The sequence below is a fragment of the Streptococcus sp. GS001 genome (assembly GCF_021595565.1).
GTDB lineage: Bacteria > Bacillota > Bacilli > Lactobacillales > Streptococcaceae > Streptococcus > Streptococcus xiaochunlingii.
Genome location: NZ_JACSYJ010000002.1, coordinates 321,197 through 337,951 on the forward strand (window position 1 = coordinate 321,197; position 16,755 = coordinate 337,951).

The 16,755-nt window shown below is 43.0% G+C and carries 15 protein-coding genes; 13 read left to right on the plus strand and 2 right to left on the minus strand.

Features of this window, described 5'->3' with window-relative positions; genetic code table 11:
* The first annotated feature begins 17 nt into the window (after positions 1-17).
* The 10 genes from galE to H8S88_RS05145 all read left to right on the plus strand — a co-directional run bounded on the left by galE (position 18) and on the right by H8S88_RS05145 (position 10,690).
* Complete coding sequence (gene galE, locus H8S88_RS05100) at positions 18-1,016, plus strand: UDP-glucose 4-epimerase GalE (protein ID WP_125329532.1); 999 nt, start codon at positions 18-20, stop codon at positions 1,014-1,016.
* A gap of 179 nt (positions 1,017-1,195) precedes the next feature.
* Positions 1,196-2,431 (plus strand): PTS transporter subunit EIIC, encoded by a 1,236-nt coding sequence (locus H8S88_RS05105; RefSeq protein WP_236128206.1) that lies wholly within the window; start codon positions 1,196-1,198, stop codon positions 2,429-2,431.
* Complete coding sequence (locus tag H8S88_RS05110) at positions 2,418-3,278, plus strand: alpha/beta hydrolase (RefSeq protein WP_236128070.1); 861 nt, start codon at positions 2,418-2,420, stop codon at positions 3,276-3,278. The genes H8S88_RS05105 and H8S88_RS05110 overlap by 14 nt, the downstream gene beginning before the upstream one ends.
* A 108-nt stretch (positions 3,279-3,386) precedes the next feature.
* On the plus strand, positions 3,387-4,532 hold the full coding sequence (locus tag H8S88_RS05115; protein ID WP_236128071.1) for a DUF4767 domain-containing protein: 1,146 nt from the start codon (positions 3,387-3,389) through the stop codon (positions 4,530-4,532).
* 139 nt (positions 4,533-4,671) lie between these two features.
* Entirely contained in the window at positions 4,672-5,121 is a 450-nt protein-coding gene (locus tag H8S88_RS05120; protein ID WP_048690932.1) for a MarR family winged helix-turn-helix transcriptional regulator, read from the plus strand.
* An 18-nt stretch (positions 5,122-5,139) separates the two neighbouring features.
* On the plus strand, positions 5,140-5,994 hold the full coding sequence (locus H8S88_RS05125; protein WP_048690934.1) for an SDR family oxidoreductase: 855 nt from the start codon (positions 5,140-5,142) through the stop codon (positions 5,992-5,994).
* Positions 5,987-6,715: an ATP-binding cassette domain-containing protein gene (locus H8S88_RS05130; RefSeq protein WP_048690936.1), complete on the plus strand. Its 729-nt coding sequence runs from the start codon at positions 5,987-5,989 to the stop codon at positions 6,713-6,715. The genes H8S88_RS05125 and H8S88_RS05130 overlap by 8 nt, the downstream gene beginning before the upstream one ends.
* On the plus strand, positions 6,708-8,228 hold the full coding sequence (locus H8S88_RS05135; protein WP_048690938.1) for an ABC transporter permease/substrate-binding protein: 1,521 nt from the start codon (positions 6,708-6,710) through the stop codon (positions 8,226-8,228). Before H8S88_RS05130 ends, H8S88_RS05135 begins: the two co-directional genes overlap by 8 nt.
* 603 nt (positions 8,229-8,831) lie before the next feature.
* Entirely contained in the window at positions 8,832-9,626 is a 795-nt protein-coding gene (pnuC, locus tag H8S88_RS05140) for a nicotinamide riboside transporter PnuC (protein ID WP_236128072.1), read from the plus strand.
* A 125-nt stretch (positions 9,627-9,751) separates the two neighbouring features.
* Complete coding sequence (locus H8S88_RS05145; RefSeq protein WP_140813898.1) at positions 9,752-10,690, plus strand: AEC family transporter; 939 nt, start codon at positions 9,752-9,754, stop codon at positions 10,688-10,690.
* 46 nt (positions 10,691-10,736) lie between these two features.
* On the opposite strand, the gene H8S88_RS05150 is transcribed toward H8S88_RS05145, so the two are convergent.
* Complete coding sequence (locus tag H8S88_RS05150) at positions 10,737-11,069, minus strand: hypothetical protein (RefSeq protein WP_048690947.1); 333 nt, start codon at positions 11,067-11,069, stop codon at positions 10,737-10,739.
* A gap of 31 nt (positions 11,070-11,100) precedes the next feature.
* Positions 11,101-11,646 carry a TetR/AcrR family transcriptional regulator gene (locus H8S88_RS05155; RefSeq protein ID WP_048690949.1) on the minus strand — a complete coding sequence of 182 codons (546 nt, stop codon included), beginning with the start codon at positions 11,644-11,646 and terminating at the stop codon, positions 11,101-11,103.
* A gap of 136 nt (positions 11,647-11,782) precedes the next feature.
* Between H8S88_RS05155 and H8S88_RS05160 the strand changes: the two genes are divergently transcribed.
* The 3 genes from H8S88_RS05160 (at position 11,783) to hemH (ending at position 16,742) form a co-directional block, all read left to right on the plus strand.
* Complete coding sequence (locus H8S88_RS05160) at positions 11,783-12,691, plus strand: cation diffusion facilitator family transporter (protein WP_048690951.1); 909 nt, start codon at positions 11,783-11,785, stop codon at positions 12,689-12,691.
* Positions 12,692-12,802: 111 nt separating this feature from the next.
* On the plus strand, positions 12,803-15,328 hold the full coding sequence (locus H8S88_RS05165) for an ABC transporter ATP-binding protein/permease (RefSeq protein WP_236128073.1): 2,526 nt from the start codon (positions 12,803-12,805) through the stop codon (positions 15,326-15,328).
* Positions 15,329-15,647: 319 nt separating this feature from the next.
* Complete coding sequence (gene hemH, locus H8S88_RS05170; protein WP_140813901.1) at positions 15,648-16,742, plus strand: ferrochelatase; 1,095 nt, start codon at positions 15,648-15,650, stop codon at positions 16,740-16,742.
* Positions 16,743-16,755: the final 13 nt, after the last annotated feature.

Here is a 16,755-nt window from a genome sequence, read left to right on the forward strand (position 1 = left end):
AAGCGAAAGGAAAATAAATGGCAATACTCGTACTCGGAGGAGCTGGCTATATCGGTTCCCACATGGTGGACCGCTTGGTTAATGAAGGACAGGAAAAAGTCGTCGTGGTCGATAGCCTGGTCACAGGCCACCGTGCAGCGGTGCATCCAGATGCCGTCTTTTACCAAGGAGACTTGGCGGATCAAGACTTTATGCGCACTGTTTTTAAGGAACATGCAGATATTGATGCGGTCATCCACTTTGCGGCCTACTCACTGGTCGCTGAATCCATGGCCGATCCATTGAAATATTTTGACAACAATACAGCAGGCATGGTCAAGCTCTTGGAAGTCATGCATGAATGTGGGGTGCACTACATCGTCTTTTCTTCAACTGCTGCCACCTACGGCATTCCAGAAGAAATTCCGATTCTTGAAACCACTCCGCAAAAACCAATCAACCCTTATGGCGAAAGCAAGCTCATGATGGAAACCATCATGCGTTGGGCTGATCAAGCCTACGGCATCAAGTATGTGCCCCTTCGTTACTTTAATGTAGCAGGTGCTAAGCCTGACGGAACTATCGGAGAAGACCATGGACCAGAGACCCATCTCTTACCGATCGTCTTACAAGTGGCCCAAGGAAAACGCGAGAAGATCTCTATTTTTGGAGATGACTACCAGACACCAGATGGCACCAATGTTCGGGACTATGTCCATCCATTTGACTTGGCGGATGCCCATCTTTTAGCAGTGGAGTATCTGCGTAATGGCAACCCATCTACTGCCTTTAACCTGGGCTCGTCGACTGGATTCTCCAATCTTCAAATCGTAGAAGCAGCCCGCAAGGTGACGGGACATCCAATCCCTCTGGAGATTGCAGATCGCAGACCAGGAGATCCAGATACCCTGATCGCATCCTCTGAGAAGGCGCGTGCCATTCTCGGCTGGCAGCCAAAATTTGACAATATCGAAACCATTATCCAAACAGCCTGGGCTTGGCATTCCAGCCACCCAGATGGCTACAATGATCGATAAGACGAAAACTCAAGTCAGTTGGCTTGAGTTTTTGTATGGGGGAATATGCTATAATGAAGAAAACAGAAGGGTGTGCACGAGTAATGTCACCTAACGGGTCAACAAGGATAGTAGGAGCAAGAATGATAAAATATTTGGTGTAAAAATTTCTCAGGTTTCGAGAGCGTGGATTTGTACTAATCACTCAGAAGACCTTGGTATCTCTCTTTCCATTTTTACTTTTCTCAGCAATTGTTCGCGTGATTTCCCAGTCCTTCTTTTCAGATAGAGGCTATATAAATATGCTCTTTTCTGTTTCGGACGGGTTCCCAGGTTTTCAGCTCACGGGTCAAGTCTTGTCCAATCTTTCTAATTTTACAAGTGGTTTGGCTGGACCTTTAGCAACTTATTTTGCAGGGAAATATACAGCTGGACATTATGGAAGAAGTACAGGGACGGCTGGTGTGACAGCTCTTATGGTCAGTTTTCTTGTTAGCTCACAGGGATTATTGATGGGGCCTCTTCGCGATGGGCAACTATCTCACATCAATCTACCTGCGACGACCAATATTTTCTTGGCGATTTTTTTAGGTTACCTAATTGGCCAGATTTTTCGTCTTTCCAAAGCCAGTGACGACCAAATCGTCAATAAAGACTTTATTTATCAACCCAAGACTGTACGTCCGATTTTCTTGTCTCTGCTCTTAGGAGTCAGTTTAAATGGCCTCTTAGTCCTGGGCAATCAGTACCGTGTCTTTCAGACCATCGGTCAGTTTTTCAGTTCACTAACGGTGACCAGTCATCATCTCTTATCCACCTTTGTCATGGGATTCTTGAATGGATTATCTGCTTGGGTAGGAAACAGTCAGGTTTTTGCCTTGAACTCGATGGCGGATGATAGTTTTGCCTTGGAAAACCTGACTTATGCCGTCGCCAATCATACGACGACTGGCATTCCTTATCTCTATACCTTGACCAATTTGTACCGCAGTTATGGCATGGTGGCAGGAGTTGGTGCAGTACTGGCACTTTTGGTTGCGATCTTACTGGTTTCACGAAGTCAAAAGGACAAGAAAGTTAGTTTCCTTAGTATCTTTCCTAGCCTCTTTAACAATGGCGCTCCTTTTATGGTAGGAATCCCGGTCCTCCTCAATCTCCTATATGTGATTCCCTTCTTATTGATCCCCTTGGTCAATATGGGAATGGCAGCTCTGGCTTTGTGCTTCAAACTGATGCCAGCAGCTGTCTATCCAGTGCCAGATGGGACACCAAGTATCCTTTATGCTTTTATTGGGACGGGAGGAAGCCTGAGAGCTTTAGCTGTGAGTCTCCTCTGCTTTGCCCTAGACGTAGCCCTTTATATTCCCTTTGTCCGTATGGGCAACCAAGTTCGGAAAGATTTGCTAGAAGAAGGAGGAAGCCATGAAAATCTCTAAAAAAACAGCGCTGGTTTTCACCTTGGTCTGCCTTTTCTTGATTGGCTTGGCCGTGCCTTCTTATAGCTGGACTCGAAAAAAAGTCCAGAAAATCGAAAAATTCTATAATTCAAAACTATCGCCTATTATCATGATTCCTGGAAGTTCCGCGACGGAAAATCGCTTTGATGGCTTGGTGACTAAGCTCAACCAAGACCGACAAGGAACCAAACACAGCCTGCTCAAGGTCAAGGTCTGGAATGATGGGACCATTACTTACAGTGGGAGTATTGATGCCAAGGACAATGAACCGATTATCGTCATTGGTTTTGAAAACAACAAGGATGGCTATAGCAATATTAAAAAGCAAGCCAAGATGGTGAACCAAGCCTTCGAAGCCCTACAAGCCAAATACAACTTCAATAACTTTAAGGGACTGGCCCACTCTAATGGAGGCTTGATTTATACCGCCTTTATTGAAAATTATCTAGGGGATTATGACGTGGATCTCAAGACCCTCATGACCATTGGGACCCCTTATAACTTTACCGAGACCAACATCAAAAATAAATCAGAGATGTTGGCAGACTTTATCAAGAACAGAGAAGCTATTCCGACAACCCTTCATATATATTCGGTAGCTGGTACCATTACCTATGACTCGGATGAGTTGGTTCCGGATGCTAGTGTATCGGCTGGTAAGTATATCTATCAAAATCAAGCAGCCAGTTATACAGAGATCACGGTGACAGGAGAGGATGCGCAACACTCGGACCTTCCGACCAATGATGAAGTGGTCGCCTTGATCAAGCAACACATTGAAAGTCAGGATCATCAAAATCGGCAGGAGCAGAAGAATCCGAATTAAATCATATATACTAAGAAGGTTTTACACAAATTATTAGGTGTAGCCTTCTTTTTTGGTATAATATAGAGAAAAGTACAGCTATCAAGGATGACACAAAAGGAGAAACTTATGAAACGAAAAGAGAAATTGGGAGCAGTCATTCTCCTAGCAGCAGGACTTGTTACGGTTGGTTGTAGCAAACGGACTCCTCGACATTCTAGTCAGTTGAATAACAGCTCGGAAACATCGTCGATATCATCTTCCGGTAAAAAAGTTACTAAAAAAGAGGTGAAAAAGGATTACAAGAAGTTGTACCAGCCCATATTTGAGGATTATCAAAAGATTTTGACCTCGCCAAAGGATACAGCAAGTATTGCAAGTCTCTATCAAAGTTTACAAGCAACTGAGCGTCCAATCAATAGTTGGGCAATCGAGAATGCAGTTAACCAAGCAGATGAAATGCGTTATGCCTTTGCAGATTTGAATAATGATGGGATAGAGGAACTGTTGATTGCAGACCTAAATGTGAGTGGCAAATATTTCTTAACCGGTCTTTATTATTTGCAAGCTGGGAAACCAGTCCTTTTAGCAGAAGGGTTCGTGGCAGGCCATGGTGGAGCAAGAAATGCTGCTCTTGTCTATAAAGAAGGAGAAGTTTTGGAGCTTAGCTGGTCCTCAGGTACGGGTCAAGGTTATGGAACTCTTTATCAGCTTAATGCTAAGCAAAAGCAAGCGACTATCCTCCAAGAAAAAGAGATTCAAATACAAGCAAATGATATTGCTGCTGATTTTGGAAAAAATGCATCCGATCAAATTGATTTAAGAGGTCTCGATTGGCAGGAATTTGAAGTTCCAAGTCGTTCAACTAAATCAGAAACACAACTAAAAGCTCCTTGGAATGCCAACAAATCGGCGAAACTGGAAGCTTTTATAAAGGACTGGGGGGGAAGACTAGGACAACCCAATTACCAAAAGGGAATCGCAGGAGGAGACGTTGGGGCTGACCATCTCTATATCCTTGGGGATGGTCCAAGTGAGAAAATGAATGCCGAGTATACGGATGCAGGTCTAGGAAATGCCCAGTACCGAATTGTAGAGCGTTATAGCAATTGGGATAAATTTCCAGATGTTCATAGTTACTTTTTCGCTATCACCAATACGGGAGAACCGATCGTCTTTCATTCAGATACAACTAATGGAGGACAAATGTATCTTAAACCGACAGAAAATGCTGAACTCCAGGCAGAGTTCAAACGCTTAGTGGAAGAAGAGTAATTTTTATTATCCAGAGTTTGGTCTTGGCCAAACTCTTTTTTTTAAAAAAATAATATTTCGATATCGAAATAGTTGACAGATGTAATACAGAGTGTTACAATAGTTCAAAAAGTTCGATATAGAAGAATAAGGAGTTGAAATGAACAAGGGGTTAGGGGGCTATCAAGCTCTACAGATTCGTTTGTTAAACGGGCGTATCTTTCAAAAACTCTTGAGCAAGGAACCAGATGCTCAATACAGAAGTGAACAGGGAAAAATTTTAACGATTTTATGGAAGCAAGAGTTGGGGTGCGCTACTGCGACCGATATCGCTCTTGCGACGGGTCTAGCCAATAATACATTGACCAGTATGGTTAAGAAATTGGAAGAACAAGGCTTGGTCACGATTCAACCTTGTACGCAGGATAAAAGGAAAAAATATATCTCTTTGACAGACCTCGGTTGGGCGCAAAAAGAGATTGGCGACCGTGTCAGCAACGAACTTGGAGAGATTTTTTATCAAGGATTTTCTGATCAAGAAATCCAGGAATTTGAAGCTTATCAAGAGCGTATTATCTCAAATCTAAAAGCTAAAGAGAATGACATCTAGGGAAAGGAAGTAACAGTTATGATTGGAATAACAGGTGTAACAGGGAAATTAGGTTCCTATATGGCTGATCTTGTTGATAAAAAAGGAATCGCTTCAGTCCATCTAGCAAGAAGCCCAGAGCGTGCAAAAGTTTACGCGTCTGCGGAAATCCGTAAAATAGTGTATGCCAATACTCCAGAGGTGGTTGAGGCCTTGAAGGGTATCGATATCTTGTTGATGGTTTCTGCTAGGGAAAATCCAGAGCGTGTCAAGGAGCACAAGGAGTTTTTAGATGCTGCAAAGCTAGCGGGGGTGCAGCAAATTGTTTATACCTCCTTTTATGGGGCAGATGAGAAGGCAACTTTCACTTTGTCTCGAGATCATGCCCAGACGGAAGCCTATATCAAGGAGTCAGGGTTCACCTACACTTTTTTGAGAGATAATTTTTACTTGGACTTCTTGATTGATATTGCGCTTGAAAATGGAGAAATTCGTGGTCCAGCAGGAAGTGGTCTTGTGTCAGCTGTTGCCCGTAAGGACACATCTAGGGTTGCGGCAGAGATTCTTTTAAATCCTAAGGAGTGGGAAAATCAAACCTTGAATCTGACAGGGCCAGAGGATCTTTCCATGGAAGAAATCGTAGCGCTCCTCTCAAAAGAGAGCGGTAAGACCATCACGTATGTAGATGAATCAGTAGAAGAAGCCTATGAGTCACGGAAAAAATGGCCAGCACAAAACTGGGAGTACGATGCCTGGGTCAGTACCTATACAGCGATTAAAGCTGGCGAACAGGCTGGGGTTTCAACAGATGTCGAAAAAGTCCTAGGGCATCCAGCAAGTAGTCTATTGGATATTCTTAGAGATAGAAAATTTATTGAGGAAGAACATGATTGAATACAAACATGTAGCCTTGCGCTACACGGATAAAAATATTTTAAAAGATGTCAATCTCCGAATTGAAAATGGAGAATTTATGGTACTAGTGGGTCCTTCAGGATCTGGAAAGACCACCATGCTCAAGATGGTCAACCGTCTCTTGGAGCCGACAGATGGAAATATCTATATGGATGGGAAACGGATCAAGGACTATGATGAACGGGAGTTACGTCTCAGTACCGGCTATGTCCTTCAAGCCATTGCCCTATTTCCTAACCTGACAGTTGCGGAAAATATTGCTCTCATTCCTGAGATGAAGGGCTGGAGCAAGGAGCAAATCTCCTCCAAAACAGAAGAACTCTTGGCCAAGGTTGGCCTACCTGCTGCAGAGTATGCAAATCGCATGCCTAGTGAATTATCTGGTGGGGAGCAACAGCGGATTGGCATTGTGCGAGCTATCATTGGGGAACCAAAGATTCTATTGATGGACGAACCTTTTTCAGCCTTGGATGCCATCTCTCGCAAGCAGTTGCAGGCTCTTACAAAAGATTTACATAAAGAATTCGGCATGACGACCATCTTCGTAACCCATGATACGGACGAGGCTTTGAAATTAGGCGACCGGATTGCAGTACTGCAAGAAGGAGAGATTGTGCAGGTGGCGGATTCTAAAATCATCCTAGTCAAGCCAGCCAACGACTTTGTCGCAGATTTATTTGGAGGTGCTCACCATGTCTAAACTACTTGCAACCTTTCAAGAACGATTTGGGGACTGGCTCACTGCACTGGGGCAACATTTGCAACTGTCATTACTGACCTTGCTCCTTGCTGTTTTTCTGGCTGTCCCGCTAGCTGTTTATTTAAGTACACGCAAGAGAGCTAGCAACTGGGTCTTACAGGTAGCTGGGATCTTCCAGACCATTCCTTCCATGGCCCTTCTCGGCCTCTTCATTCCTATTATGGGGATTGGGACGCTTCCGGCCTTGACAGCTCTCGTCATCTATGCCATTTTCCCCATCCTTCAAAATACCATCACCGGTTTGCAAGGGATAGACCCAAGTCTAGAAGAAGCAGGGGTCGCCTTTGGAATGACCAAGTGGGAACGACTCAAGAAGTTCGAGATTCCCTTGGCCATGCCCGTCATTATGTCTGGAATACGGACAGCAGCTGTGATGATTATCGGGACGGCTACCCTAGCTGCCTTGATTGGAGCAGGAGGACTCGGTTCCTTTATCCTTCTGGGGATTGACCGCAATAATGCCAGTCTGATTTTGATCGGTGCTCTGTCTTCTGCCTTCTTAGCCATCGCCTTTAACCTTCTTCTCAAATGGATGGAAAAGGCTAAATTGCGGACCATCTTTGCGGCCTTTGCTTTCATGGTCCTTGGATTGGGAGCTAGCTATGCACCAAGTCTTCTTCCAAAACCAGAAAAAGAAAACCTGGTCATTGCTGGGAAGTTAGGACCAGAACCCGAAATTCTAGCTAACATGTATAAGATCTTGATCGAGGAAAACACGGACATGACAGTGACCGTCAAGCCGAATTTTGGGAAGACCACCTTCCTCTATGAAGCCCTGAAAAAAGGGGACATCGCTATCTATCCAGAGTTTACAGGGACCGTGACCGAAAGTCTCCTCAAGCCAGCACCACAAGTCGGTCATGATCCAGAAGCAGTCTACAAAGCAGCCCGAGATGGGATCAAACGACAAGACGACTTGGCCTTGCTCAAACCCATGGCTTATCAGAATACCTACGCTGTCGCGGTGCCTAAGAAAATTGCCCAAGAGTATGGCCTTAAGACCATTTCCGACTTGAAAAAGGTAGAAGGACAACTCAAGGCAGGCTTTACCTTGGAGTTTAACGACCGAGAGGACGGAAACAAGGGATTGCAGAAGGTCTATGGTCTTAATCTACAAGTCTCCACCATGGAGCCAGCCCTTCGCTACCAGGCGATCCAGTCTGGCGATATCCAGATAACAGATGCCTACTCAACGGATGCCGAGCTGGCTCGTTATGACCTGGTGGTCCTTGAAGATGACAAGCAACTCTTCCCACCTTATCAAGGGGCGCCCCTCATGAAAACTGCATTGCTCGAAAAACACCCTGAGTTGGAAGCTGTTCTCAATAAGTTGGCTGGTAAAATCACAGCAGACCAAATGAGCCAGATGAATTACCAAGTCGGAGTAGAAGGCAAGTCTGCTAATCAAGTGGCACGTGACTTTCTGGTGAAAGAAGGGTTTATCAAAAAATAATCCGAATTTTAAATTGAAATAAGTCACTTTATTTAAGTTGTTTCAGATTGAAGATAAAATACTCAAAATAGCTTTCCTTAGGTGAGTGCGGACGTCAGCGAACTTCGAAGAAGTTCCATGACTAATTATTGAGCCTAAGGTCTCAATAATTCCGAGTTCTAGAAACACTAGTGTTTCTAGAACTTTTCTCACAGAGGAAAGTTTCAGAAGATGGTTGAATAAATCTAATAAATAATATTATTTCATCTTTAAAGAAGTTATTAGATTGATATAAAAGAACAGTTTGTCTACAGTCTCAACAAACATCAGAAATGGTGTTTGTTTTTTATAGCAGTTATCTCCAATTGATTTTCTGAAGTCTTCAGGGATGTTTGATCTATTTTTTAATTCCCGAACGTTTTTAGGAAAATTTCAGAAAAATCTTGACTTCTATGAAAATAGGCGTATGATTGGTTGTGAACTGTTGAACAATCTTTTTCAAGAGAATCCCTGATGTCGACTAAGGGATCTGTGAAAGGAGAAGCAGTTCAAATTAAAAATCTATAGAGCGTTGCGTCCGAAAGTCTAAATAGACACGGCTCTTTAAAAACAAAAGGAGAAAAAATGAATACTTATTTCCAAAAGAAACTCGCAAATGCCAAAGTGACTCTCAGTGAGATGTCAGGTGGTTACCACAGGATGGTTGCCGGGATGAAGAAGCTTGGCTTTCTTGGGAGCTTAAAAGCAATCTGGAAAGACCTCTTTGCCCATCGTAGCTTAGGAGGCTGGATTTACCTCTTGGTATTGGGAAGTTTCCCACTGTGGTTGGAGCTTATATACGAGCACCGCATAGTGGATTGGACTGGGATGATTTGTAGTCTAACAGGGATTATCTGCGTGATCTTTGTATCGGAAGGTCGTGCTAATAACTACCTCTTTGGTTTGATCAATTCTATTATCTATCTGATATTGGCCTTACAAAAAGGCTTTTACGGTGAGGTTTTGACAACCCTATACTTCACAGTCATGCAGCCGATTGGCCTTCTGGTATGGATTTATCAAGCTCAATTCAAAAAAGAACAACAAGAATTTGTTGCCCGTAAATTAGATAAGGTCGGATGGACCAAGTATCTATCTATTAGCGTGCTTTGGTGGTTAGTTTTCGGGCTTATATATCAGTCAATTGGGGCCAATCGTCCGTATCGGGATTCCATCACGGATGCAACAAATGGGGTTGGCCAACTCTTGATGACAGCTGTTTACCGTGAACAGTGGATTTTCTGGGCAGCGACCAACGTTTTCTCTATCTACCTTTGGTGGGGAGAGAGCCTTCAAATTCAAGGGAAATACTTCATTTACTTAATCAACAGTCTAGTTGGTTGGTACCAATGGACGAACGCTGCTAAGAAGGGGTATTAGTGATAATCAATAAAATGCAATAGGTTGGGAATTTTGCCCAACCTATTTTTGTGATATACTAGAGTAGTTTTTGAGACTTATAAAAATGGGTTTTTCTAGTTCAAATATATAAAAAAGGAGAATACATGGACATCTTTTTGAGGAGTATATCGGGGATTCTCGTCATCCTGGGTATGATTTTAGTGGGCTTTGTCATTGGTGAAAAAGGCTGGTTCGATGACAAGTCGCGTGGCCTACTCGCTAAATTGGTCACTCAAGTTGCTCTTCCCTGCTATATGCTCTACACCATCACGCAGCGCTTCACAGCAGAAGATCTACTTAAAATGTTGCCAGCCTTGCGGTTTCCTGCCCTGTCTATGGTTATTTTGCTTGGCATCGCGACAGGAGTAGCCAGAATCTTTGCGGTGAGACAGGACCGTCGTGGCCTCTTTATTTCCATGTTTTTTAACTCCAATACCATCTTCGTGGGGCTTCCTATTAACCAAGCCCTCTTTGGAGATGCCAGCATTCCCTATGTTTTGATCTATTACATGTGCAATACGACCTTTTTCTGGACCTTGGGGACCTATCTCATCCAGCGGGATGGTGAGGGAGAAGCTCAGTTTGATCTCAAAACGAGTCTGAAAAAAGTCTTTTCTCCGCCACTCATGGGCTTTCTCTTGGGACTAGTCTTGGTGATGCTGCAGATCAAGTTGCCAGCCTTTCTAGCCAGTGATTTGCAGTATCTGGGTAATTTAACAACCCCTTTATCCATGATATTCATCGGTTTGTCAGTGTCTCATGTAGGTGTGAAGCAGTTGGTTCTGGGAAAAGATCAGCTATTGATTCTACTAGGTCGCTTCCTGGTTGCTCCACTCTTAATGGCTTCCATCGTTTACTGGATGCCTCTTCCAAACTTGATGAAGCAAGTCTTTATCATCCAGTCCGCCATGCCTGTGATGACCAATGCGCCAGTTGTTGCCAGACTCTACGGTGCTGATAGTAATTATGCATCCGTCATGGTGACAGAGACGACCCTTGCAACCATGGTGGTGATCCCTATTCTCATGCTGTTGATGGCTTAATAAATAAAAAGAGCTCAAGTTTTCATTGAAAAAACCTGAGCTTTTCTTATATGAGAGCTAATAAAATTGTAATCACCAGAGCGATGCCCACTCGAATAACATGATGAACTGGTTTGAAGTTTTCTTTGTGCTTGCCATTCCAATAGGCCCCGTAGCAAATCAAACCACAGCCAATCATCCAAAGGAATAAAGCAACAATCGGTAAAAAGAAGTAGAGGATGAGAGAAAAGGTCGCAAGGCAACTTCCGATGAATAGAAGTCGATTTCCTAGAGTATTCTTGCCCTTTCTTAATTCTGAAAGGCTGGCCAATAAATGAAGGAGGGGAAAGGCAAGGGCTAAGAAGGCTGTAAAAATACCAAGAAGAATAAGGAGGTTCATAAGATTTCCTTTCTAGCTAGAAAAATGATGTTTATTCTTGTTTAGCTGTCATTTCCATAACATCTAAATAAAAGCTAACAACTTCTTGCTCGTTATAAGCTTTCCCTTTTCTCAACCACCAGGTCAGAGTTTCGATGAAGTTAGTAACGACAAAGTGCTTGAGGTAAGAAGTTGGAATTCTAGGATGAGCTGTTTTTAAATCATCTGCCACCATAGGATAGACATGGGCTTCTAATTCCTTATGAAGTTGACGGAGAAAATAATCATTTTTGGAGAGAAGGAGGCTGGTTACGTGGTCTTGATTTTCTCGGAAATGGAGAAAGATGTGAGCCAGGTAGTCTTCTGCAGCTAGGTGTGCCTCTCTCTCAAACAAGTGATGGAATAGGTAGTGGCAGAGTTCGTCAAGCAATAGTTCCTTGCTTTCATAATGACTGTAAAAGGTAGACCTCCCAACATCTGCCCGATCAATAATATCTTGAACAGTCGTCGCTTGATAACCTTTACTATTTAACAGTTCTAAGAAGGCTGTATAGATCGCTTTTCTTGTTTTAGCAATCCGCCGGTCGGTTTGACTCATATAGACAATTCGAACAAACTGTTCAGTAACGTACATAAAGAACGGTTTGCTTCTATCCTTTCTAAATAGAGTAGGAGATAATACTAGTGAGAGAATCATCTATTCCCATTATACCATATATTAAAGGAGGTCAAAAATGAGTTCAAAATTTGCTGTTTGGCTGGCTTTTGTCTTAAATTTTAGCTTTGCCATCATCGAATTTATCTTTGGCGGTCTCTTTGGCTCCAGTGCAATCTTAGCGGATGCTGTCCATGACTTGGGAGATGCCTTGGCTATTGGTATCTCAGCTTTTCTCGAAAGTATTTCCAATCGGGAGGAGGACAGCCACTATACCCTGGGCTACAAGCGCTTTAGCCTCTTGGGGGCCATCCTGACAGCAGTCATCCTCATAACAGGCTCTAGTTTAGTCATTCTAGAGAATATCAGCAAGCTAATCGAGTCTCAGCCGGTGGATCATGAGGGAATGCTTTGGTTGGGAGTCATTGCGATTGCCATAAATCTAACAGCCAGTCTCATCGTCCGTAAGGGGCAGACTAAGAATGAATCCATCCTGAGTCTCCATTTCCTTGAGGATACACTAGGTTGGTTGGCAGTGATTGTCGTCGCCATCATCTTGCGCTACACTGATTGGTACTTCCTCGATCCCCTCTTATCTCTTCTAATTTCTGCGTTCATCTTGTCCAAAGCCCTTCCACGTTTTTGGAGTACGCTCAAGATTTTCCTCGATGCTGTGCCAGAAGGAGTGGATATCCAGCAAGTCAAGAGTGATTTGGAGCAGTTGGACCATGTGACTAGTATCAATCAGCTCAATCTCTGGACCATGGATGGCCTGGAAAAAAACGCCATTGTCCATGTTTGTCTAGAGCATGTCAACCACATGGAGGTTTGTAAAGAAGCGATTCGTACCTTGCTCAAAGATTGTGGTTTCCAAAACATTACCATTGAGGTGGACGAAGACTTGGCTACTCACCGAGCCCACAAGCGCAATATCGAAGAACTGGAAGCTGATCAACATCATGGGCATGATCATCACCACCATCATTAATGAAAATCGAACAATGCTTTGTTGAGGATATTTTTAAAATCATCAATTTAATATATTGACCTCGGATTCAAATTGTGATAGACTACTCATATTTATGAAAGGAACGAGTATATGTTACAACTACAACATATTTCAAAAGTGTATTATACGGGCAATCAAGAGTTTCACGCGTTGAAAGATATCTCGATTCGCTTCCGTAAAAATGAGTTCGTCTCCATTCTCGGACAATCGGGTTCAGGGAAAACGACCCTCTTAAATATCATCGGTGGACTCGACCAATACACATCGGGTGATTTACTCATCCAAGGAAAATCAACCAAGCAATTTAAAGACCGCGATTGGGATAGCTACAGAAACCACACCATCGGATTCGTCTTCCAATCCTATAATCTGATTGGTCACCAAACGGCACTCTCAAACGTCGAGATTGCGATGACGCTCTCTGGTGTTTCTAAAGCGGAACGCAAGAAACGTGCCATCGAAGCGCTCGAACGCGTTGGATTGAAAGACCATTTATATAAGAAACCAAATCAAATGTCTGGCGGACAAATGCAACGAATCGCGATTGCGCGTGCCCTTGTCAATAATCCTAAAGTCGTTTTAGCCGATGAGCCAACAGGAGCGCTCGATTCTGAGACTTCTGTTCAAATCATGGATTTATTAAAAGACATCGCCAAGGAACGTCTGGTCATCATGGTGACGCATAACCCAGAGCTGGCAAAAACCTACTCCACTCGAATCGTACAGGTATTGGATGGAAACATCTTGAGCGACTCGAATCCGTATGAGCCTACAGAAGAAACCAAACAAGGCGACATTCAGTTCACGAAGACAAAGATGAGTTTTCTGACGGCTCTGGCCCTTTCGTTTAATAACTTATTGACGAAGAAAGGCCGTACCTTCCTGACTGCCTTTGCAGGTTCCATCGGGATTATCGGGATTGCCCTTATTCTGTCCCTCTCAAACGGTGTGAGCGACTATGTGAAAAAGGTGCAAGAAGACACTCTCGTCTCTTTGCCACTGACGATTAGCGAGCAAAACCAGAGTAATCTTATGGCAACATCTCCAGACTTGAGTGAAAAGCCTTATAGGGATAAAAACGAACTCGGTGTCAATACGCTTTTAACGAATCTATTGAAAAAACAAATCGGAAAAAATGACCTCGCGTCCTTCAAGACTTACTTGGATAAACACGCTTCAGAAGTCGCAACCCTTACAAAAGACATTCGTTACCAATACAACCTGCAACCATATATTTACGCTAGCGACACATCGGGCGGTCCAAAGAGCATTCTTCCATCTAACCTCGCGTCCGAAGTTGATACGGCCAATCAAACGATTAAAGGCTACTTGCAAAACATCGACTACTGGAGCCAACTTTCAAGTGACGAAGCCATGCTGGAAGCGCAATATGACGTGCTAGAAGGTCGCCTTCCAAAGGATAAATCTGAAATCGTCCTTATCGTCGATGAAGATAACCAAATCAGCGACCTGCTCCTTTATAGCTTACGCATCAAAGACCCTAGCGAATTAAACGATGTAAAGAAACTCGACGAACTCAAATCACAAACCTATCAGTATAGGGATTTCATCGGGAAAACATTCAAAGCCGTTGTGAACACGAACCGCTTCGCAAAAGAAAACAACCAATGGATGAATAAAATTGACGACGAAGCGTATATGAAGACGCAAATCGAGAATGGCCTCGAGCTTAAAATCGTCGGCGTTCTTCGTCAAAAAGAAGGCACAAGTTCTGGTGTGAACTCTCCTTCTGGCGGTGTGGCTTATACGAGCGACCTTATCGATTACACTTCTGAACAAATTCAAAACAGTGACATCGTGAAAGAGCAAGAAGCCAACCCTACCATCAATGTATTTACTGGTAAAGCATTTGCCAAAGATCCAAAACCATTCAATTCTGCTGATTTAACCGAAGAAGAAAAAATCCAGCTGGTCAAATTGACGCCTGAACAACAAGCGCAATACATCCAACAATACAACGAAAACTCGGCTGCCACTTACGAGGAAAACCTCGCGAAATTGGGGGTTATCGATAAATCCAAACCGGCTGCCATCGAGTTCTACACCTCTTCGTTCCAACAAAAACAAGAGTTGAAGGACTTCATCAACGCCTATAACACAGCCAAAAAAGACGCTGGCGAAGACGACAAAGTGCTCGCCTACTCCGACGATATTCAAACCATCATGTCATCCATTACGACAATGGTGGGTGTAATCACAACCGTACTTGTTGGTTTCGTAGCCATCTCGCTCATCGTATCATCGATTATGATTGCGATTATCACCTACATCTCGGTTCTCGAACGTACAAAAGAAATCGGAATCCTACGTGCAATGGGGGCTTCGAAGAAAGACATCCGTCGCATCTTCACCGCCGAAACAGCCATCGAAGGATTTATTTCCGGGGTGCTCGGTATCGGAATTACACTTCTTGCAACACTTCCAATCAATGCCGTCGTTGCGAAAATGACTAACGTGGAGAACGTGGCGCAGTTACCATGGGAAGCAGCGCTCATCCTAATTGGTATCTCCATTGTCCTTACCATGTTAGCTGGTCTCATCCCTTCACGCATCGCCGCAAAGAAAGACCCAGTGGAATCTTTACGTAGCGAATAAAAGCTGTAAACAATAAAGTGGATAGAAGAATGTTTCTTTATCCACTTTTTCTATTGTGTAGAAATTCATAGAAAGGAATTTAAACCATTTCTTCTTACATGAAAGATGGTAATTTCAAATAGATGTTGTTTTCAAAGAATAATACAGTATCGGATTGGGCATAAAAAGATATTTGTTCCACTTTCTTTGAATGATTTCTTTTAATAGCTTGTGTATTGACCTAGAAAATTAGTGTCTTCTTCCAAATGATTTATAAAAGAGTTCCCTAAAGTAAGCCTTTTCATGGTAAAATAGAACAAACATGGAACAAGGAGTAGTTATGAGTAAAAGAGCTGTGTTGATGATGACCTTTGGGTCGCCAGAAGAGATTACCTACGAAGGAGTAGCAGAGTTTTTCACGAATATACGCCGTGGGGTTCGTCCTGAACCACATGAAATTCAGACTTTATATGACAATTACGTCCGAATCGGTGGAACGCCGCTCCAAAGGATAACTAGAGAAGAAGTGGACTTGGTTGCTACTGCTCTTGGAGATCAAGCATCGGTTTACTTTGCCAACAAATTTTCCCGCCCTTTCATCACAGATGTGATCAAAGAAATGGAGTTAGATGGAATTAAAGAGTGTTTGTGTTTGATTCTAGAGCCCCATTATTCCTACTATTCTGTCATGGGTTATGAAAAATTTTTAGAAAGTGGTCAGATAAAGTTCCAAATTATCAAGGACTGGTACCGCGAACCTGACCTACTCCACTATTGGGCTGATGAAATCCAAAAGATTTTAGATCAGATTGGAGACGACAGTTATAAGGTGATTTTTTCAGCCCACAGTGTTCCAGTTTTGGCGCTAGATTTTGGTGACCCTTATATCGACCAGATTTATGACAATAGTCGCATGATTGCAGAGATTTTAGGGCTTGAAGAGGATCAGTACACCAATACTTGGCAGAGTGAGAGTGATATAGGTATTCCTTGGATTAAGCCTGATGTTTTAGAATATCTGCGAGATGAGAGTGAACACCCAAACCACTATATTTTTGTTCCGATTGCCTTTATTAGTGAGCATATTGAAGTTCTTTTTGATAATGATGTGGAGTGTCAGGAGCTATGTCAGGAGCTCGGAGTGGCTTATCATCGACCTCCTATGCCAAATAGCGATTCACGACTGATTAAAGCCCTTCTGTCAACCATTCAGTCTCATATAGATGGTGACTATAGTGACTATCAACCTCAGCTAGAGACTTTTGATGAGTTGGAAGCTCCTTCAAGTACAGGTCAGATTTTGGAAGCAGAAAAAGATATTCAAATGCCCGATTTTGTCAGAAAATTGATTGATAAGAAAGGCCGCGAAAATGTCAAAATGCCCTATTTGATTAAGAAAATGCTAGAAAAGAAGTATGGGAAAAAATATGATTAAATGATAGAGTTTT